The sequence below is a fragment of the Paenibacillus sp. JDR-2 genome, assembly GCF_000023585.1.
GTDB lineage: Bacteria > Bacillota > Bacilli > Paenibacillales > Paenibacillaceae > Pristimantibacillus.
Genome location: NC_012914.1, coordinates 5,687,030 through 5,705,141, shown reverse-complemented (window position 1 = coordinate 5,705,141; position 18,112 = coordinate 5,687,030). Strand labels below are relative to the sequence as shown.

21 protein-coding genes are annotated in these 18,112 nt (G+C 50.8%); 14 read left to right on the top strand and 7 right to left on the bottom strand.

The window, feature by feature from the left end; all coding sequences use genetic code 11:
* Positions 1-119 precede the first annotated feature (119 nt).
* From rfbC to cls, 4 genes are all read left to right on the top strand, one after another.
* Positions 120-677, top strand: coding sequence for a dTDP-4-dehydrorhamnose 3,5-epimerase (gene rfbC / locus PJDR2_RS25095; RefSeq protein WP_041613628.1), 558 nt, complete (start codon positions 120-122; stop codon positions 675-677).
* A gap of 10 nt (positions 678-687) precedes the next feature.
* A complete protein-coding gene (rfbB, locus tag PJDR2_RS25090; RefSeq protein WP_015846537.1) occupies positions 688-1,707 on the top strand; it encodes a dTDP-glucose 4,6-dehydratase in 1,020 nt (339 codons plus the stop codon).
* A gap of 23 nt (positions 1,708-1,730) precedes the next feature.
* A complete protein-coding gene (gene rfbD, locus PJDR2_RS25085) occupies positions 1,731-2,582 on the top strand; it encodes a dTDP-4-dehydrorhamnose reductase (protein ID WP_015846536.1) in 852 nt (283 codons plus the stop codon).
* A 124-nt stretch (positions 2,583-2,706) separates the two neighbouring features.
* A complete protein-coding gene (cls, locus tag PJDR2_RS25080; RefSeq protein ID WP_015846535.1) occupies positions 2,707-4,143 on the top strand; it encodes a cardiolipin synthase in 1,437 nt (478 codons plus the stop codon).
* A gap of 8 nt (positions 4,144-4,151) precedes the next feature.
* Here cls and ligD read toward each other — a convergent pair whose 3' ends face one another.
* From ligD to PJDR2_RS25065, 3 genes are read right to left on the bottom strand one after another with little or no spacing between them, the layout of a single operon-like run.
* The gene (gene ligD / locus PJDR2_RS25075; RefSeq protein ID WP_015846534.1) at positions 4,152-5,066 is read right to left on the bottom strand and encodes a non-homologous end-joining DNA ligase; all 915 of its coding nucleotides are present in this window, start codon (positions 5,064-5,066) and stop codon (positions 4,152-4,154) included.
* Positions 5,063-6,013, bottom strand: a complete 951-nt coding sequence (locus PJDR2_RS25070) for an RNA ligase family protein (protein ID WP_015846533.1) — start codon at positions 6,011-6,013, stop codon at positions 5,063-5,065. Before PJDR2_RS25070 ends, ligD begins: the two co-directional genes overlap by 4 nt.
* Positions 6,013-6,918 carry a Ku protein gene (locus tag PJDR2_RS25065; protein ID WP_015846532.1) on the bottom strand — a complete coding sequence of 302 codons (906 nt, stop codon included), beginning with the start codon at positions 6,916-6,918 and terminating at the stop codon, positions 6,013-6,015. The genes PJDR2_RS25070 and PJDR2_RS25065 overlap by 1 nt, the downstream gene beginning before the upstream one ends.
* 137 nt (positions 6,919-7,055) lie before the next feature.
* Here PJDR2_RS25065 and PJDR2_RS25060 point away from each other — a divergent pair, with 137 nt between their 5' ends.
* The 3 genes from PJDR2_RS25060 to PJDR2_RS25050 all read left to right on the top strand — a co-directional run bounded on the left by PJDR2_RS25060 (position 7,056) and on the right by PJDR2_RS25050 (position 9,956).
* Positions 7,056-7,247 (top strand): hypothetical protein, encoded by a 192-nt coding sequence (locus tag PJDR2_RS25060; RefSeq protein ID WP_015846531.1) that lies wholly within the window; start codon positions 7,056-7,058, stop codon positions 7,245-7,247.
* A gap of 36 nt (positions 7,248-7,283) precedes the next feature.
* Positions 7,284-7,457, top strand: coding sequence for an H-type small acid-soluble spore protein (locus PJDR2_RS25055; protein ID WP_015846530.1), 174 nt, complete (start codon positions 7,284-7,286; stop codon positions 7,455-7,457).
* Positions 7,458-7,643: 186 nt separating this feature from the next.
* Positions 7,644-9,956: a YcdB/YcdC domain-containing protein gene (locus tag PJDR2_RS25050; protein ID WP_015846529.1), complete on the top strand. Its 2,313-nt coding sequence runs from the start codon at positions 7,644-7,646 to the stop codon at positions 9,954-9,956.
* 39 nt (positions 9,957-9,995) lie between these two features.
* On the opposite strand, the gene PJDR2_RS25045 is transcribed toward PJDR2_RS25050, so the two are convergent.
* Entirely contained in the window at positions 9,996-10,307 is a 312-nt protein-coding gene (locus tag PJDR2_RS25045) for a hypothetical protein (RefSeq protein ID WP_015846528.1), read from the bottom strand.
* A 79-nt stretch (positions 10,308-10,386) separates the two neighbouring features.
* Positions 10,387-10,833 carry a cupredoxin domain-containing protein gene (locus PJDR2_RS25040; protein WP_015846527.1) on the bottom strand — a complete coding sequence of 149 codons (447 nt, stop codon included), beginning with the start codon at positions 10,831-10,833 and terminating at the stop codon, positions 10,387-10,389.
* Between the two features lie 198 nt (positions 10,834-11,031).
* On the opposite strand from PJDR2_RS25040, the gene PJDR2_RS25035 reads away from it, so the two are divergent.
* The 6 genes from PJDR2_RS25035 to PJDR2_RS25010 all read left to right on the top strand — a co-directional run bounded on the left by PJDR2_RS25035 (position 11,032) and on the right by PJDR2_RS25010 (position 16,765).
* Positions 11,032-11,640 carry a DedA family protein gene (locus PJDR2_RS25035; protein ID WP_015846526.1) on the top strand — a complete coding sequence of 203 codons (609 nt, stop codon included), beginning with the start codon at positions 11,032-11,034 and terminating at the stop codon, positions 11,638-11,640.
* A 21-nt stretch (positions 11,641-11,661) separates the two neighbouring features.
* A complete protein-coding gene (locus tag PJDR2_RS25030) occupies positions 11,662-12,231 on the top strand; it encodes a thioredoxin family protein (RefSeq protein ID WP_015846525.1) in 570 nt (189 codons plus the stop codon).
* A 26-nt stretch (positions 12,232-12,257) separates the two neighbouring features.
* Entirely contained in the window at positions 12,258-12,893 is a 636-nt protein-coding gene (locus tag PJDR2_RS25025) for an MBL fold metallo-hydrolase (RefSeq protein WP_015846524.1), read from the top strand.
* 251 nt (positions 12,894-13,144) lie between these two features.
* Positions 13,145-15,286 carry a Tex family protein gene (locus PJDR2_RS25020; protein WP_265525211.1) on the top strand — a complete coding sequence of 714 codons (2,142 nt, stop codon included), beginning with the start codon at positions 13,145-13,147 and terminating at the stop codon, positions 15,284-15,286.
* A 76-nt stretch (positions 15,287-15,362) separates the two neighbouring features.
* On the top strand, positions 15,363-15,863 hold the full coding sequence (locus PJDR2_RS25015; RefSeq protein ID WP_015846522.1) for an Rrf2 family transcriptional regulator: 501 nt from the start codon (positions 15,363-15,365) through the stop codon (positions 15,861-15,863).
* A 257-nt stretch (positions 15,864-16,120) separates the two neighbouring features.
* Positions 16,121-16,765 carry a nitroreductase family protein gene (locus PJDR2_RS25010; RefSeq protein WP_015846521.1) on the top strand — a complete coding sequence of 215 codons (645 nt, stop codon included), beginning with the start codon at positions 16,121-16,123 and terminating at the stop codon, positions 16,763-16,765.
* A gap of 58 nt (positions 16,766-16,823) precedes the next feature.
* On the opposite strand, the gene cmpA is transcribed toward PJDR2_RS25010, so the two are convergent.
* Complete coding sequence (gene cmpA / locus PJDR2_RS32575) at positions 16,824-16,976, bottom strand: cortex morphogenetic protein CmpA (protein ID WP_015846520.1); 153 nt, start codon at positions 16,974-16,976, stop codon at positions 16,824-16,826.
* Between the two features lie 192 nt (positions 16,977-17,168).
* A complete protein-coding gene (locus tag PJDR2_RS25005; protein ID WP_015846519.1) occupies positions 17,169-17,519 on the bottom strand; it encodes a hypothetical protein in 351 nt (116 codons plus the stop codon).
* 110 nt (positions 17,520-17,629) lie between these two features.
* On the opposite strand from PJDR2_RS25005, the gene PJDR2_RS25000 reads away from it, so the two are divergent.
* Positions 17,630-18,091, top strand: a complete 462-nt coding sequence (locus tag PJDR2_RS25000) for a SprT family protein (RefSeq protein WP_083778269.1) — start codon at positions 17,630-17,632, stop codon at positions 18,089-18,091.
* Positions 18,092-18,112: the final 21 nt, after the last annotated feature.

Sequence of the window (18,112 nt, the reverse complement as noted above, 5' to 3'; positions counted from 1 at the left end):
CGAAACATGCCAGATTTATCTTCGTTCTATAGGAGAAAAATGGCGTATACCTACGGGTCAGTACGAGTTTGTCGAATATAATGATAGTGTTGAGTTTCGATATAACAGGATGGTGAGGCATGAACGTAATGGATACAAGGCTGCCGGGGGTGAAACTGCTGGAGCCGCCTGTATACGGCGATCACAGAGGATTTTTTACGGAAAGCTATAACGAGAAGACCGCTCGCGAGAATGGCATCCTCCATGCTTTTGTTCAGGATAATCATTCATTGTCGGTAGAAGCGGGAGTTCTTCGCGGCATGCATTATCAGCTTCAGCCAAAAGCGCAAACAAAGCTGGTCCGGGTTACGGCGGGGGCGATCTACGATGTTGTTGTAGATATACGCCGCGGCTCGCCAACCTTTGGACAATGGCAGGGCTTTATTCTAAGCGCGGCCAACAAGAGACAGCTGTTAGTTCCGCAAGGCTTTGCCCATGGCTTCTGTACGCTTGTGCCGAGCTGCGAGGTACAGTATAAGGTAGATGCTTTGTACGCTGCGGAGCATGACAGGGGTATTGCCTGGAATGATCCGGCGCTTGGCATTGACTGGCCGGTGACAAAGCCGATCTTGTCGGACAAAGACGCGAAGCATCCCGTGCTTGCCCAGGCGGAAATCAATTTTGTGTATGAGGGGTGAGCATTCCACAATGAAACTGTTAATTACGGGCGGAGCGGGGTTCATCGGGAGCAACTTCGTTCATTATATGATGAGCCGTTATCCCGATTACGAGTTCATTAACGTTGATGCCTTAACGTATGCGGGCAACCCGGAAAATCTCCGGCAGGTGGAGAATCATCCGCACTATACGTTTGTCAAAGCGGATATTGCCGATCAGGCGGCGCTTACCCCGCTGTTTGAGTCGGGTATTGACGCGGTCATTAACTTTGCCGCGGAATCCCATGTAGACCGCAGTATTTTGCAGCCGGGACTGTTTGTTCATACGAATATCGTCGGGACTCAGACGTTGTTAGATTTGTCCAAGACGCATCAGGTGAAGAGATACGTGCAGGTATCGACGGATGAAGTGTACGGTACGCTTGGTGCGGCTGGACTGTTTACGGAAAACACGCCGCTTGCGCCTAACAGTCCGTATTCGGCAAGCAAAGCCGGAGCAGATTTGCTTGTCCGCGCTTATCACGAGACATACGGTCTGCCGGCTGTCATTACGCGCTGTTCGAATAACTATGGACCGTATCAATTTCCGGAAAAGCTTATTCCGCTGATGATTCTCAATGCGCTGCAGGATAAGCCGCTGCCGGTTTATGGCGACGGTCTTCAGATCAGAGATTGGCTGTATGTCGAGGATCATTGCAAAGCGATCGATCTGGTGCTTCATCAAGGCCGGATTGGCGAAGTGTACAACGTTGGCGGCAGCAACGAACGGACCAATCTTCATGTGGTGAGAACCATCCTGCAGGAGCTGGGCAAGCCGGAATCGCTGATCCGCCATGTGGAGGACCGTCCCGGACATGACCGGCGCTACGCGATTGATGCGGATAAAATCAAAAGCGAGCTTGGATGGACACCGGAGCATAGCTTCGAGAACGGGATTAAATCGACGATCGAATGGTATCTTCACAATGAAGAATGGCTCGAGCAGGTTGTATCCGGCGCGTATAGGAAATATTACGATACGCAGTATGCGAAGAGGCTGGAGTCCAAATGACCGGAGCGGGGGACAAAAGAAAGCTGAGGGTAGCCGTTACGGGAGCAAACGGACAGCTGGGACGCGAGCTTGCCATGCTGGACGACAATGGCCGGTTCGAGATCATTGGGCTAAGCCGCGCGGAGCTCGATATTACGAATCTGGAGCAATGCCGAAACGTGTTGGCTAAGCTTCGTCCGGATGCCGTTATTCACTGTGCGGCATATACGGCAGTGGACAAAGCGGAATCGGAGCCCGATGAAGCCTTCCGGATTAACGCTGCCGGTACGCGTAATATAGCCGTAGCTGCAAGGGAGATTGGCGCTAAGCTATGCGCGGTAAGCACCGATTATGTATTTGACGGAACGGGAACGGTTCCTTACAAGGAACATGACCGAACCAATCCCCGGACGGTATACGGTCAGTCCAAGCTGGCGGGCGAGCAGGCCGTGTCGAGTCTTCATGACCGGTATTTTATCGTCAGAACTTCCTGGGTATTCGGCGCTTATGGCAATAACTTCGTAAAGACAATGCTGAAGCTTGCTTCGCAGCGGGAGCAGTTGAAGGTTGTAGCGGACCAGTGGGGCTCGCCGACATACACGAGGGACTTGGCTATTTTTCTGCTGGAGCTGGTAAGTACGGAATGCTACGGCATCTATCATGCTTCGGGCAGCGGCGTCTGCTCCTGGTTTGAATTTGCGCAGGCCATAATGGAGGAGAGCGGCAGCAGCACGAGGATCGATCCATGTACGACGGAGGAGTATCCAAGGCCTGCTCCCCGCCCGCATTATTCGGTTATGGATCACGGCGCGATTCGCAGCAACGGATTTACCCCGCTTCGTCACTGGCGGGAGGCGCTCCGTCATTATTTATCGAATCATCGTCTCGAGGGGTAACAGCCTATCTGCCGGAAGCACCGGCAGATAGGCTGTTTTTGTGTTCCTAAAGTATACGCTTAAGACAGGTCGACCACACTAAGTGAATGGGGATTTCAGGGGATTTCAATAATGGGGTGCGCGGATGATCGGTTGGCTTACGGCAATAATCATATTTTTACTCCTGTATAGCGCTCAGCCTGTCGTCATTGTATGGATCGAAAGACGTCTTCCGGCGAAAGCGGCTGCATGGATTGTCATTGCGCTGGCCGTTCCTGTTCTTGGTTTTGCGGGATATTGGATGGTTGGCCGTTCGAGACGCGTCAAGGAAGGACGGGCAGTCTCGAGAGAATACGAGCAAGCTGCCGAGCGTTTGTCTATTTGTGCTGCCGGTCCCGGCGAGCTTGGGCAATCCGGCTTACTGGAGCAAGAACAGCTGCTTCGACTCCTGCGCGTTTGTTCCGGCAGACCGGTTACGTTAGGCAACCAAGTGAAGGTGCTGACAAACGGGCGGGAGACGTTTGCCTCTATATTAGAAGAAATGAAGCAAGCTAGTCACCATATTCATCTGGACTATTACACGATCCGCGATGACGGAATTGGCCGGGAGTTTTTGAATATCCTGACCGCCAAAGCCAAGGCAGGCGTTGAGGTACGCGTGTTGTATGACGGGATTGGAAGCGTCAAATTAAGCAAGCGGTATGTTCGCGAGCTGAAGCGGTCGGGCGTGCAGGTAAGCTGTTTTTCACCGCCGGGCGCGGCTTTGCTCAATCGGCTCCTGAACAGCCGCAATCACAGCAAGATTGCTGTAATTGACGGGAAAGTCGGATTTGTAGGCGGCATCAATATCGGAGACGAGTATTTGGGCAAGGATAAGAAGCTTGGATTTTGGCGGGATACGCAGCTTCGGCTTGAAGGGGATGCGGTTTATTTCCTGCAGGAGCTGTTTATGAAGGATTGGGAGCTGGCCGTTAAGGAACGTCTGCCGGTGAATGCAGGTTATATGCCGGAGCATGATCCGGATGAAGCTTTGCAGGAGCCGGTGTTAATTGTGTCCAGCGGGCCCGACCGGAGCGGTGAGCCTATCCTGGAGACGGCGTTTGCTGCCGTAAAAGCGGCCCGGACAAGCGTCTATATTTCAACGCCGTATTTTATACCGGATGAGAGTCTGCTAGCCATGCTAGGGAGTGCCGCAAAAAGCGGGGTAGATGTGCGGCTCGTTATTCCCGGTATTCCAGACACGCAGCTCGTTTTATGGGCGACCTTGTCGTTTGTAGAGCGGATGCTGGAAGCCGGGGTTCGGGTGTACCGTTATCAGAAAGGCTTCATTCACGCAAAAGTGATGATCGTGGATGAGCTCCTTGCGGTAGTGGGAACGGCCAATATGGACATGAGAAGCTTTCACAGCAACTTCGAGCAAAATGCGGTATTGTTCGACGCTGGGACGATCAAACACTTGAAGCGGGATTACGAGCAGGATCTGCTCGACAGCCGCGAGCTTGATCTGGAAGACTTTCGGCAAAGGCCGAAAAAGGAAAAGGCAGCGGAGGCCGCTGCCAGGCTGTTATCGCCGCTCTTGTAAAGGGCGGCTTATTTTTTAGCATGGATAAAGCTGAGCACATGGCCCAAATCCTGCGGCTTCTCCAAATCGATCAAATCGCCGAAACGCTGCAGTCGCTCTCCGATGTTCAGAAGATGGAAGTCGGCCGGCTTTATGCCTCCGGCGTACACTTCTTCCCACTTTAGCGGCGTGGAGACGGGAGCGCCATAGCGCGCTCTTGGCGTATAAGGGGCTGAGATTGTTTTCCCCCTGTAATGCTGAAGATAATCGACGTAAATCAGGTCGCCGCGGTTTTTGGTCAACCGTTCAACGGTGAAAAGCTGGGGATAAGCGCTGGACAGGTAGTCGCCGACGAATTGCCCTAAGCCCCTCAATTCATCGAAGGTGTATTTCTGCTGTAACGGTACAACAATCTGGACGCCCGTTGCGCCAGAGGTTTTGGGGACGGATTTGATCTTCAGCGATTCCAGCAGCTTCCCGACAAGCGCAGCCGCTTCGATGATACGCGGTTCTTCCTCGCGGGAAGGATCAAGATCCAGAATCCATTCGGTAGGGCGGTCCGGATTACTGATCCGGTCGAAGGATGCATGGAACTCAAGGCAAGCCAGGTTGCCGAGCCATAACAAAGTCGGCAGGTTATCGAGTTGAATATACGAGATCCCTTCGCTTTCGGAGATATGGACAAACTCCGGTTTTGGCTCAGGGCAGTTTTTCTGATAAAACGATTTGCCCGCATAACCATGCGGGTAACGGATGGTCGTCAAATAACGGTCCTTGCAATGCTTCAGCAAAAAAGGCGACAGCATGGCGAGCTTCTCCAAATACATCAGCTTAGTGATCCCATGCTCCGGCCAAAGGGGCTTCTCCGGATTCGTAACCGTTATTTCCTGTCCTTCCACCATGACCATTGCGGGCCGCTTGGCAGATGCGCTTGTCTTGTTCATGAGTGGCCTCCTGATGGTTTTAGACCAAAGGATACAAGCTTGGGATGCCTTAATAATCCGGCGGATGTCAGCTCGAGTCCGGTTACCCGGCAAGGAAGCGGGGACGGCAGCCAAATAATGCTCTCGCCTTTAAGCTCAGCCGGCAAAGCCGGAAAAGGCATCGGCCACGAAGGAGCATCGCTTCTCCGCAGCTGCAGCATTTGGCCAAGCGCTTCCCGCATGGCTTCGTCAAGGCCAAGCGAGACGCTTCCGATAAAACGCCCCTGATCGGACATGACTAGACTAGCTGCGCGGCCGTCGCGGCGCTTTACGCCTACGATGCCAACGTCAAGCAGGAGAGCCCGTTTCTTTTTCAGCCAATCGCGATGAGCTTTGCCTTCCTTATAGGAACTATCAAGCCTCTTGCTGACGATTCCTTCCCACTGATGGTCATCGACCCATTTCCATAGAGCATCCGCATCCGTATATAGATCAGCTATAAGTAGCCGGTCGGATTGGACGGGCTTCAGCTTGGCAAGCAGCCGTTTATGCCGCTCCGCATAGGGAAGCGGGCGCAAATCCTCCTCGCCGTCCTGCAGCAGGTCGAAGAGAACATACAGCACTTTCCCTTTGCTTGAAGACGAAGAGAGATCCCCGCCAAAGCTGCGTTCACGGCTTAGTACCATTTGAAAATTCGGACGTTCGCCATCGTAATAGACGATCTCTCCGTCCAGCATGCAGGGACCAAGAGCTTCAGCCTGCTCCTGCAATGTCCGGTGGATTTCCGGGTAGACGGCATTTTTATTCAGCAGCTTGCGCGAGAACAAGTCAATCCTGCCTTCATCATGAACCGTAGCGACGATTCGGACGCCGTCCCATTTGATCTGGTAGATCCAGCCGGACTCCTTCGGGACATGGTCATCCGCGACAGGAATCATCGGCTCGGCAGGCAGCGTAAAGACCGTCATTAAGAGACGGTCTCCGTTGCTTCAGGCTTCTTGGTTCTAGGTTTGCGCGGCTTTACAACCGGTTGGTCTGCGGCTGCTTCAGGAACTGCTGCTACAGGTTTGCCTGCGCCGGTATCGAGACCGACTCCGCCCGGAGGCAGCTTGGCTGCATCGAGGCTGGCTTGCAGGGCGGCCATCAAATCAAGCACATTCGTTTGCTCCTGCTGAGGCGCTACGCGTATTTCCTGTCCGGCGACTTTATTTTGGATAGCCTGAAGCATGTTAGCCCGGTAATCATCGGAATATTTGGACGGTTCGAAAGGAGTGGACAACTGCTCGATTAGAAGCTTGGCCATCGTCAGTTCTTTGTCGTTAATGGTAAACGATTCAGGAATCCCGGGAACATGGGAGATCGAGCGGATCTCATCCGGATAAAAAATCGTCTCCATCGCGAGGCAGTTATCAATGACCCGAATGGCGGCTAGACTGCTTTTCGATCGGATCGATACTTTGGCTACGCCAATCTTGCCGGTATCGGACATTGCTTGAAGCAATAGGCCGTAAGCATTGCTTCCGGCTTGATCCGGGGACAAATAATACGTTTTCTGGAAGTACACCGGATCAATTTCCTCGAGTGCGACAAAATCAAGAATTTGAATCGTGTGGGACTTTTCTCCGGCCAGCTGCTCCAGTTCATCCTTTTCAAACAGCACATAGCTGCCTTTTTCATATTCATAGCCTTTAATGATATCGTCCCATTCCGCCTCTACATCGCAATTCGGACAGCGGCGGACATAGGCGATAGGACTGCCGCAAGGCTTATGAATCATGCGAAGCGAAATATCTTTATCCTCCGTAGCGGTGAACATCTTCACCGGCACATGGACAAGCCCGAAGCTGATTGCGCCTTTCCACACCGTATGCATCTGGTTACTCCTCCTAAAATGAATTTCTTTATATCTTCTTCTACTCTTTATTGTTCCCGCAATGCATGAGAATCAATCAATTCGGGCATATTTTGCTTGAACCAATAATGCTTGCAGCAGGGAGGAGCGAACCGACTATGATGGATTTTGACGACTTGGAAAACAACGAGAAGCCCCCGGCAGACAAATGGGATGAAGGCCGCGACAATTACTTCATGGATATTGACCGTATGGTGAATGAGGGATTAGGCGGAGGCACCGTGTCTGAGCATAACGGGTTAATCGATGAATCAACAACTGATTACATGGTTCCCGAAACAAAAGACTGACCTGCAGAGGCAAGTGCGAAGGAGGCCGTGAAGCAAATGGACGTAAACCGCGCTAAACAGATTTATAATTCAGAGGAATCGATCAAGGTCCATCTTGATGACGGGAATTCCGTATGGATTGAGCATGTAGACGAAGCAAGCGGTACAGCGACTGTACAGGTTGGAGGAAATTCCAAAACGGTACCCGTGGATCGTCTGCAGGAAGGATAACGGTTTGAAATGAAGAAAGCCGTCTGGGGCCCAAAACCCAGACGGCTTTTTTGTTATTTGCAAATATAGTAAATGTTTCTCATGAATGAATTGTAAAAAAAATTGAAACCTTCGCCCCTTTTCTATCGTCTATACTAAGGTGTAATTTGGAAGTGATTTCTATTTTAGAGAAGGTGAGGAAAAGGAATGAAGAAATCGATGAAAGGCAAGCTGCTTGCAACGGTCCTGGCGCTCAGCCTGCTTCCGGTTGGAAATCTTGCTTACGCGGCGGAATCAGGGACAATGACAATTGTTTCCTCCACTGGCACGGGAGCAAGTACCGCCCCGGGTGGCGTACTGGACGAAAGCTTGGCGAAAATTTCGAAGGATGAGGCAGTTGATCGTTTCAGGAAGCTGTTCCCTGAACTGAAGGATGCCGAGGTGACAAGTATCGACCTTGGTAATCCGAATCAATATCCGCCAAGCAATGAGATGGTTTGGACCATTCAGTGGAGCGTATCCGTCGAGAACGGAACTCATGGCTTTGATTCCAGGATTGATGCGATCACCGGAGATATCATTACATATTATAATCCGCTTCCTAAGGAAGAAGCTTATTATCCGGCTGAAGTATCGAAAGCGGAAGCTGAGAAAATCGCCAAGCAGTTCATTGCGGTAGCTTCTCCTTCCATGAAATCGACAGACAAGCTTCAGCTTAAGCCAGTCGAGAGCGATTATCCGCAAGCTTTGTTTGGCCCGGTACAATACAGTTTCAGCTATCAGGCCCAAGTGAACGGCATTCCGACAACAAGCAATCAAATTCAGGTAGTTGTTGACGGTAACGGAAATATTATTAATTATTACGGTTTTAGCACGGGTAAAGATTATCCATCTCCGGATACGACCCTGACAGCAGAACAAGCTGCCGAAAAAATAAAAAAAGAATTGAAGCTGCAACTTGCTTACGTTCCGGGCTCCGATTATTACGTGAATCAAACGAATACGTCGGCTTACCGTCTTGGATATGTTGCGGTTAGCGGGATAGGCCTGGTTGATGCCAAGTCGGGCAAGTTCCTTGATGATCAAGGACAACCTATCGATTCTTTTCCGGCAACCGGCTACTCCTCTATCTCTTCCACGGCAGCTGCATTTAAGCCTCATACGGGAGGGGAATTGACCAAGGAGGAAGCTATTGCGGTTGTGACTGCGGTTGTCGGCAAGGAAAACGCGGAAGGGACCCAACAAGCTTCGACCAGCACCGACCGTGAAGGCCGCAAGACTTGGTCGATTTATAATGGCAGCCCGTTTGGCGGCATTCAAACCCATGCTACAGTGGATGCAAAAACCGGCCAATTAATCGATTATTCTACTTTTTCATACCCGACAGGAGATTCCGCCGCAGCCGAAGAAACGGCAGGGAAGCCGTCGATTACGGAAGCGCAAGCGAAGGCAAAAGCCCAGGATCTCGTTACTTCGTTATATCCGAATGCCTCCGGCAGCCTGAAGCTGGTCGACCGCTCGGGAACGGGTTCCTATAGTCCGGACACGGCTTTTATCTACAGCTTCCAACAGTTCTATAAAGATAAGCCGATCCAGTCGTCAGCTGTTCAGATCAATCTGGATGGACAAGGGAATCTGACAAACTATTATAATATGACTACACCGACGGATAAGCTAAGCAAGCTGGATTCCTTAACCGCTAAAATGACGGAGGAAGAAGCGCTTAAGCTATACCGGGACTCTATTCGTACTGAACTGCAATACACTACAGTCGGAGGCAACTATTTGGATGGCAAGCTCCAGGAGCAGCAAGTGAAGCTTGTGTACATGCCCAAACTAACCGATGACAACAACTGGGGCGTTATTGTAAATGCGGTTACCGGCAAGCTGGAGCAGCAATACATTTTCCCAGGCACAACGGTGCAGAAGGGTGAAATTCCGGCAGACGCGAAGAAGCATTGGGCGTCCAAATCGCTGCTAGTCATGTTTGACTATGGCATTATTCAGCCGGAAGCCGACGGACTTATTCACCCGGACCAAACCGTTAACAACGGAGACTGGGTGAATATGCTGCTGGCCGGCTTTACGGGAGGACAAAGCTACATGACTCCGCAGAAGCAGCGGTTTGCCGACATTCCGGTCGACAGTCCATACGCTTCGGCGGTAGAGTACCTGGTGCAGAGAGGCTTCCTGAAAGCATCACCAACGCAAAAGCTGCATCCTGAGCAGGCTTTAACGCGCGGCGACTTGGCGGTATGGCTGACCAAACTTCTCAAATACGATAAGTTGTCCGAGTTTATGTCCGGCGATACCGATGTAACCAAGCTGAAGGATGCTGCCCAAATTAAAAATAAAGGCGCCGTAACGATTGCGATGAAGCTGGGATTATTAACGGCTGAGAACGGGAAGTTCAACCCTAACGCTGCAGTTACGAAAGCACAGATCAGTATCGTTCTGCTTAGACTTGCGACCTTGCAGGACAAAGTGGATGCGCCGATTATGAACAGCAATTATTATTAATCGTTTATGCAAAAAAAGCTGCCGCGCGGCAGCTTTTTTTTATCCCCCGAATGCATCGCGGAATGCCCAGCGGAGCTTGGCGATATCCACGTCCCACAGCTCGGCGATATCGCTGGCAACGTTCTCGTCCCACCAGTCGGACAGAACCTTGCGGTTTTTTTCGTTCTCCGCAATAAAGAGCAGGTTCATAATGACCTTTTTGTAATACAAGTCTTCGGCCTGCTCCATTTTTTCTTTGGGCACCCATACCTTCAACCGTTTGACGGTTCGATACAGTTCATTGCTGCAGGCGCGGCGGATTTTTCGTGCGGACGGCAGGCCGGACGTATGCTTCTGGGTAGTTGACTTCATCGTGAACCGACTCCTCTCTAACTCATAAATATGCGCCCGAGTTTGAGACGGTCACTTCCAAGCAACGTATTACTGTTTGTTAATGGACCTCGATGTAGCCGACCATCGGTCCGCCATTGTTCATATCGGTATGAACCTGGCATATAATGGGGTAGGTGCCGGCTTGCTCAGGCGTAAACCGGACAACCGTGGTTTGTCCTTTTTTCACTTCGCCTTTAATGCCGAGGCCTTCAATGACAAAAGGGTGGCTGCTGCCGTTAACGCCGCTTATGCGAAGCTCGACAGGCTCGCCCTTGCGGAGGCTGACGGTGCCCGGATCCCAGCGGTATACCTCCAGTTTTTTGCCGTCTTCGGTCGTTGTGCTGAATTCGCCCGTTACAAGCTGGATGGTCTGTACCTTTGTTGGCTGGCTGCTAGCCGTATGCGTACGGTTCCAGCTTAAATAGACGGCTGCCAGGAGGATGATAAGCAGGGCAAACACAAATAGCTGTACATGCTTTTTATTAATGATAAATACGCGTGACATAAGGATTCCTCCTCTTTAATCTTATAACGAGAGCGGTTTCGAAGTTATGCTAGTGTATGCGGCAGCTTGTCCCGGCATGACACCTTTAGTCGCACGGACAAGCCGGACCAGAGTCCGGGTAGATGCCTGTCCGCTTCGTATGGTAGAATACAGTCAATTGCTATTATTTAGATATTTAGGATGGGAAGGCGGGATGGAATGGATTTAATAAAGGATATATTGCACGAAATTTTAGTATGGATTGAAAGCCTTGGTTACTTCGGGATACTAATTGGATTGCTCATAGAGGTGATTCCAAGTGAAATAGTATTAGGTTTCGGCGGGTATTTAGTGTCGGAAGGGAAAATATCGTATCTGGGCGCTATTATTTTCGGCGTGCTTGGCGCGGTTGGGCAGAACTGGATTTTATACGCGATTGGAAGATTCGGCGGCCGTCCTTTGGTCGAGAAATACGGCAAATATATTAAGATCAAGATGAAGCATGTCGATGTCGCGGAAGGATGGTTCAAGAAATACGGAGCGGGTATCGTCTTTACCGCCCGTTTTATCCCGGTTATGCGCCAGGTTATCTCGATTCCGGCCGGCATGGCGAAGATGAACTTCGGCTTGTTTACGCTGTTGACGGCGCTTGCTTCCATCCCTTGGACAATATTATTTGTTCATTTGGGCAAAACATTAGGTGAGAATTGGGAAGATGTCGATCAGAAGGCCGCTCAGTACGTACAACCGGCTATTCTGATTGCTATAGCATTGCTGATTGTTTACGTGGTGTACAAGTTTATTCGTTCCAGAGGCAAGTCTGTATAACAAAACGGAAAGAGGGATGAAATGAGCAGAAGCGTAGCCGAAAAATTAAACAAAGGGATTAGCCCGCAGCAGTTTGTGGAAGGAATGACCAAGAACAAGGAAGCATTTCAGGGCTGGTACGATAAATTTGAATGGGCAAGCGATAGCGACCGCGAATTTTTCGAATCGCTCAAAAGCCGCAATGACCTGCGCGTCTTTATTCTGATGGCGGATTGGTGCGGAGACGTTGTCCGCAATATTCCGGTTGTATTCCGTGCGCTGGAGACGGGAGAAATCCCGGTTGAGGTTCTTATTATGGAAGAAAATCTCGATACGATGGATCAGTTCCTGACGATGGGAGGCCGCTCCGTTCCTGTTGTTATCGTAACCGATGCGGAAGGCAAGGCGATACACGGCACTTGGGGACCAAGACCAACCTACATCCAGGAACCAATGGTGCTCTTCAAGAAAGAAAATCCGGACCGCGAAGCAGCGGACTACCAGGACAAGCTTGCGGAAACACGGAAAGAAATTATGCGCCGTTACGGCGAAGGCACCGGTTATCACGCTTTGGTTGTACAGGAAATTAGAGCGTTGATTGAATCGGTGTAAACGGATTAGATTGGAGTATTGCGAACATGCGTATTGAAACGTTTACGCTTGGCCCGCTGCAAACCAATGCTTATCTATTGACGGAAAAAGATGAGCAAAGCGGCGAAGAGCGAGGAATTATTATCGATCCGGGAATGGGGCCGAAGCGGCTGCTGGACCGGATCGCCGGAGTTAAGGTTGAAGCGATTCTGCTCACTCATGCCCATTTCGATCACATGGGCGGCGTAGAGGAAATAAGAACCGCTGCGGGTTGTCCGGTATATATTCATGATCTAGAGGCGGATTGGCTGACGGATGCCCGCAAGAACGGCTCGATGCGGTGGTCGGACGTAACGCCGCCGCTGACGACAGGTCCAGCCGAATACGCGCTGGACGAAGGGCAGACGCTGAATTTTATCGGCCATACGTTTAAAGTGTTACATACGCCCGGTCATTCTCCGGGCAGCGTTAGCTTCCTCTGCGGGAATGATATCTTCTCGGGCGATGTTCTGTTCCGGCAATCCGTCGGCAGGACTGACCTGCCGGGCGGCCGGGAGCGGGATTTGTTCGATTCGATTCAATTGAAGCTATACAAGCTTTCGCCCGAAGTTAAGGTTTACCCGGGACATGGGCCCAAAACAACGATTGGCTTTGAAATGGCCAATAACCCTTATGTGAGATAATTTATTAAGCGAACCGCCGGCTGTTTCTGCCGGCGGTTTGCTGCTTTTTTGGTTTCGTTTCCGGAAATATGGAAAAGCGGTTTCAAATCTGAGACAATGTAGTTATGGCCTTTTTGTAAATGAAAAGTTTGAAGGGACGGTGCAGTTGTTTGGCAGATACTAAAGTAAAGCAAGTAGAAGAGGAAGCGGCAGGCACGGGCAAACGGACACCCGGGCAGGTTGCTGCCGAGAATGAACAAATCATAAAAAGCATGGCATCGCAGCTGTCGATTCCGATTACGAAAGTGAAATCGGCTGTGGCTTTGCTCGATGAAGGCAATACGATACCGTTTATCGCGCGTTACCGGAAAGAGATGACCGGCGAGCTTGACGAGAATGATCTCCGGGCGATTGAAGAACGGCTGCAATATATGCGTAATCTGGAAGAACGCAAACGCGAAGTGATCCGTCTAATTGATGAGCAGGGCAAGCTGACCGATGAGCTTCGCCGCTCGATTGAGGCATCGGGCAAGCTGCAGGAGGTTGAGGATCTTTACCGTCCTTACCGCCAGAAGCGCAAGACGCGCGCCAGCGTCGCGAAGGAACGCGGTTTAGAGCCGCTTGCCTTGTGGCTGTGGGCTCAGCCCCGCCAGGGCGAACCGCTTGCTGAAGCGTCTAAATACGTGAATGAGGACAAAGGCGTAGCTTCGGCAGAAGATGCTCTTCAAGGCGCAATGGACATCCTGGCGGAAAATATCGCGGATGACGCAGCGATCCGGTCCTGGGTGCGGAAGCATACCTTTGACCAGGCGCTGCTTAAGACCGAAGCGAAAAACGCGGATGCCGAATCCGTCTATGAGATGTACTACAGTTATCAGGAGCCGGTCCGCAAGCTGCCGCCGCACCGCGTCTTGGCGATTAACCGCGGAGAGCGGGAAGATATTCTGCGCGTCTCGTTTGAGCTTTCGGCGGAACGGATCCATGAGTTTATCCAGCGCAAAGTGCTTCGTCAGCAGACTGCGCCTGCCGTACGCGATGTGCTCGCGGCCGTTATTGAGGATGCTTACAAACGGCTCATTTCCCCTTCGATCGAGCGGGAAGTACGCGGCGAACTGACGGAGAAAGCGGAGGAGCATGCGATCTCCATCTTCTCGGAAAATCTGCGCAACCTTCTGCTTCAGCCGCCTGTTCGCGGCAATGTGGTATTGGGGGTTGACCCGGCATACCGGACGGGCTGCAAGCTCGCCGTTATTGACGATACCGGCAAGCTTATGGAGGTAGCCGTAACTTATCCGACTCCTCCCAACAATAAGGCCGCGGAAGCGGAAAAAATCATTAACGGTCAGATTGATCGTTACGGCGTAACGCTTATTGTAATCGGCAACGGAACAGCTTCCCGCGAAACGGAGCAATTTATTGCCGGCTTAATCGGCAAACGCAAGGCAGCCGGTCAAGGCGAGCTGAAATATATTATCGTAAGCGAGGCCGGGGCAAGCGTTTATTCCGCTTCCAAGCTTGCGGCAGAAGAATTCCCCGATCTTGACGTAGCCGAGCGCAGCGCGGTCTCGATTGCGCGTCGACTCCAGGATCCGCTCGCCGAGCTTGTGAAGATTGAGCCTAAAGCGATCGGCGTTGGGCAATATCAGCATGACGTCAGCCAAAAACGGCTCGATGAAAGCCTTGGCGGCGTTGTTGAATCTGCCGTTAACCATGTTGGCGTAGATGTTAACACAGCGTCCGCGTCGCTGCTTTCTTACGTAGCGGGGATCAACGCAACGATTGCGAAAAATATCGTGAAGTACCGCGAGGAGAACGGCCGGTTCGCGAAACGCGGCCAGCTGCAGAAGGTACCGCGCCTCGGCGCGAAATCTTACGAGCAATGCATTGGCTTCCTGCGTATTCCGGAAGCGGCGAATCCGCTGGACAGCACGCCGATTCACCCGGAATCCTATGACGTTGTCGGCAAGCTGTTTGCCGAGCTTGGCCTGAAGCAGAATCAGCTTGGCACGGAGGAGCTGAAGGAGAAGCTGTCGGGAATCGATCCTGCAGCCATGGCGTCTTCGCTTGGCGTAGGGGTGCCAACCTTGAAGGATATTATCGATAGCCTGCTCCGTCCGGGGCGTGACCCGCGTGAGGAGCTTCCGCCGCCGATCTTCCATACCGATGTCCTCAATATTGAAGATTTGACTCCGGGTATGGAGCTGCAAGGCACCGTTCGGAATGTTATCGACTTTGGCGCCTTTATCGATATTGGCATCAAGAACGACGGCCTTGTCCATATTTCGCAGATGAGCGATAAATTCGTGAAGCATCCGATGGATGTGGTATCCGTAGGCGACAATGTCACCGTTTGGGTGCTTGGCGTTGATTTGAAAAAGGGCCGGGTATCCCTTACCATGCGCAAGCAGGCATAATTTCGGGCTTGCTGACAGCTTATTTTGGACCCTATAATACAGATGTGCCTCTAAGATCCTACTAAGGAAGGAGAGGATGAACATCATTATTCAGCCTGATAACAATCCCATTCAAACGGAAAAAGAACGGTGCAGCAGCGCTCCGAATCATAAATGGTTTGGCTTGTCCCTGCAGGCGCTTGTTGTGCTTTCCCGGAAACCTAATGCTTGTACCAGCGCGGAGCTGGCGGGCCATATGAAGTCGGAAGCAACGATGCTGCGGCGCGTACTGGCTAAGCTGGCTAGGGAACAGCTCCTTGAGACAAGGGAGGGCCGTGACGGCGGTTACCGCTTGAAGCGTGCTCCGGAGACGATTACGCTTGCCGATGTCTATTTGGCATTGCGCGTAGGGGAGCCGTTATGCAGCGGAATGCTTGATACAACCGGCATCCATGATTTTGGTCAGGAGATGCGGGTTGCTTTTATGGAAATAACCGACGAAGTGGAACGAAGAACATTGGAAGTGCTGCGGCAGGTTACCATTGCTCAGCTTTCCGAGAGGATTTGCACGCTGAAGCGAATGGATTTGAATAGTTAAAAATGACGGCGGAAAAAATAGTCACACTAGCCCAGTTGACTTTCCGCCGTCTCGATTTTATACTGTTATCAAAACTGTTACAGATGCGAGCGTACGTACAGCATAAAAGGCTCCTTGTTATATTTGTAACTGTGTGAAATTATTCGCAGTTTAATCCGTGGTTTATTTCTCACAGTCGTCATTTCTACTATGCCTTTTTTTGGTTTTAACTGAGCAATCTGGTACACAGATCATTTTATTATTGGAGGGAACCAACAATGGCTATCGAAACACAAGTTGGCAAGGATTTTACGGAAGTTCTGACATCCCGTCGTTCTGTTCGTCATTATGATCCGTCGTTCAAAATCTCGGATGAAGAAATCAAGGAAATTCTCGAACTTGCAACCAAAGCGCCATCCTCGGCGAATACGCAATCCTGGCGTTTCCTGGTAATCACGGATCAAGCGCTGAAAGATCAATTGCTCCCAATTGCGAACAATCAGCAACAAGTTGTTGACGCATCGGCCGTTGTCGTTATATTGGGCGATCTGGAGTTCTACACGAAGCTTGGCGAAATCAACGGGGCGGCAGTTAAAGCCGGCTACATGACAGAAGAGATCGCTCAGCGCTTTACGGATCATTACACAAGCTTGTTCCCTTCTATCCCTAAGGAGCGCGTGACGGAGATCGTTGCTTTTGATGCGGGTCTTGTATCGATGCAAATTATGCTGGCAGCTAAATCCAAAGGGTATGACACTGTACCAATGGGCGGTTATGACCGTGATAAGCTGAAAGCTTTCTTTGAGATTCCTGAACGTTATTTGCCGCTTCTTGTTCTGCCGATCGGTAAAGCAAAAGAGGAAGGCCGTCCAACCGTACGTCTTCCGCTCGACGAAATTACCTTCTGGAACAGCGTGAAATAATTCCGGATGCAAAAAAACTCCCGCAGCAGCTCGCTGGCGGGAGTTTTTTGTTAGGACTTTAATGAAGAGTTATTTCGGGACGGCTTTCGTCTTCGTTTTTTGTTGTTTGCTTGCTCCGATAGAAATACCAGCATTCATTCAGCAGCTTAATCTGCCTAAGGTCCTTCTTCTGAAAAGCACGCATCATTTGATTGCAAAGCCATTGTGGCATTTGTATCTTCTCCTTCCGGCCATACCTGATGTACTACTACAGTATGGAGAAGGGCGAATGTCCGTGCAGGTCCTACCGCAATAGAAATTCTCAGTTCCGAATCTACGGAAACCGAAATTCTATTTGGCGATTAATCCTACCTTTAAACGCGGTCGCTCATCTTCGAAAGGCCTCGATTGAGGATTATTCATTTTAGAGTTCTTCTTCCTCGTACCATTGTTCAAGCTGGGCTTGCAAGGCACGAATCTCGGTGAGCAGGGCAATCAGCGGGTAAGCCGATTCCTTAACAGCCGCAAAATCACGTTCCAGTTCATTAATGTAGTCCAGACCGGAAACGATCCGGATCGAGCTGTCATGCAGCTCGACATTGTCGCATTCCGCGACCGCATACGGCAGCTGAGGCACATGATCAGCGGTAAGCTTGTCAATCTCTTTATGAAGGCGCAGGTTCAGCGCGCTGAGCTGATAAGCGTGGGATTCCGGCATCTCAACAAAGAAAATTTGGCTGCTGCCGTTCATAAGGACGTTACGCATTGTAGGCATGGTGAAAATTAACTCCCCTCGTAGGCCATCTATAATGATTTCTACTTGACAGTGTATCGTATGAACGCTTTAAAATTCAAGTACTGGGGGAGAATACAATGACCATGAAAATGAATGATGAACAGCTGCAGCGGTGGGTCGAGCGCGTATCGCTCGAAAGCTTTGGACGACCCTTCATCCATCAGGCTACCTTTAACGGACGTTTGAAGGCAACGGGAGGGCGTTATTTTACGAAATCGCACAACATCGAGATCAGTCCTCATCAATTAGAAGCGTTTGGTGAAGAAGAGACCGAAAAAATTATTAAGCATGAGCTGTGCCATTATCATCTCCATATAATGAAGAGAGGGTACCAGCATCGGGATGAGGATTTCAAAAAACTGCTTGCTTATGTCGGCGGATCCCGTTACTGCAACTCGCTGCCGGAGAGGGCGGCAAAGGCGCCAACTCCTTATAAATACATGCTTGTCTGCCGTAGCTGCGGCACCGAATATCCGCGTAAAAGAAGGCTTGATCCGGCCCGCTATGCATGCGGAAAATGTCGCGGAAAACTTTTTTTAAAAAACGCTTGACCTTCTGAAATGGCCGTGATA

Bases quoted from the DNA above. Each gene is read 5' to 3' on its own strand.
- rfbC (WP_041613628.1), top strand. From the start codon at position 120: ATGAACGTAATGGATACAAGGCTGCCGGGGGTGAAACTGCTGGAGCCG.
- rfbB (WP_015846537.1), top strand. From the start codon at position 688: ATGAAACTGTTAATTACGGGCGGAGCGGGGTTCATCGGGAGCAACTTC.
- cls (WP_015846535.1), top strand. From the start codon at position 2,707: ATGATCGGTTGGCTTACGGCAATAATCATATTTTTACTCCTGTATAGC.
- ligD (WP_015846534.1), bottom strand. From the start codon at position 5,066: ATGAACAAGACAAGCGCATCTGCCAAGCGGCCCGCAATGGTCATGGTG.
- PJDR2_RS25070 (WP_015846533.1), bottom strand. From the start codon at position 6,013: ATGACGGTCTTTACGCTGCCTGCCGAGCCGATGATTCCTGTCGCGGAT.
- PJDR2_RS25065 (WP_015846532.1), bottom strand. From the start codon at position 6,918: ATGCATACGGTGTGGAAAGGCGCAATCAGCTTCGGGCTTGTCCATGTG.
- PJDR2_RS25060 (WP_015846531.1), top strand. From the start codon at position 7,056: ATGATGGATTTTGACGACTTGGAAAACAACGAGAAGCCCCCGGCAGAC.
- PJDR2_RS25055 (WP_015846530.1), top strand. From the start codon at position 7,284: ATGGACGTAAACCGCGCTAAACAGATTTATAATTCAGAGGAATCGATC.
- PJDR2_RS25050 (WP_015846529.1), top strand. From the start codon at position 7,644: ATGAAGAAATCGATGAAAGGCAAGCTGCTTGCAACGGTCCTGGCGCTC.
- PJDR2_RS25045 (WP_015846528.1), bottom strand. From the start codon at position 10,307: ATGAAGTCAACTACCCAGAAGCATACGTCCGGCCTGCCGTCCGCACGA.
- PJDR2_RS25040 (WP_015846527.1), bottom strand. From the start codon at position 10,833: ATGTCACGCGTATTTATCATTAATAAAAAGCATGTACAGCTATTTGTG.
- PJDR2_RS25035 (WP_015846526.1), top strand. From the start codon at position 11,032: ATGGATTTAATAAAGGATATATTGCACGAAATTTTAGTATGGATTGAA.
- PJDR2_RS25030 (WP_015846525.1), top strand. From the start codon at position 11,662: ATGAGCAGAAGCGTAGCCGAAAAATTAAACAAAGGGATTAGCCCGCAG.
- PJDR2_RS25025 (WP_015846524.1), top strand. From the start codon at position 12,258: ATGCGTATTGAAACGTTTACGCTTGGCCCGCTGCAAACCAATGCTTAT.
- PJDR2_RS25020 (WP_265525211.1), top strand. From the start codon at position 13,145: ATGGCATCGCAGCTGTCGATTCCGATTACGAAAGTGAAATCGGCTGTG.
- PJDR2_RS25015 (WP_015846522.1), top strand. From the start codon at position 15,363: ATGAACATCATTATTCAGCCTGATAACAATCCCATTCAAACGGAAAAA.
- PJDR2_RS25010 (WP_015846521.1), top strand. From the start codon at position 16,121: ATGGCTATCGAAACACAAGTTGGCAAGGATTTTACGGAAGTTCTGACA.
- cmpA (WP_015846520.1), bottom strand. From the start codon at position 16,976: ATGCCACAATGGCTTTGCAATCAAATGATGCGTGCTTTTCAGAAGAAG.
- PJDR2_RS25005 (WP_015846519.1), bottom strand. From the start codon at position 17,519: ATGCCTACAATGCGTAACGTCCTTATGAACGGCAGCAGCCAAATTTTC.
- PJDR2_RS25000 (WP_083778269.1), top strand. From the start codon at position 17,630: ATGAATGATGAACAGCTGCAGCGGTGGGTCGAGCGCGTATCGCTCGAA.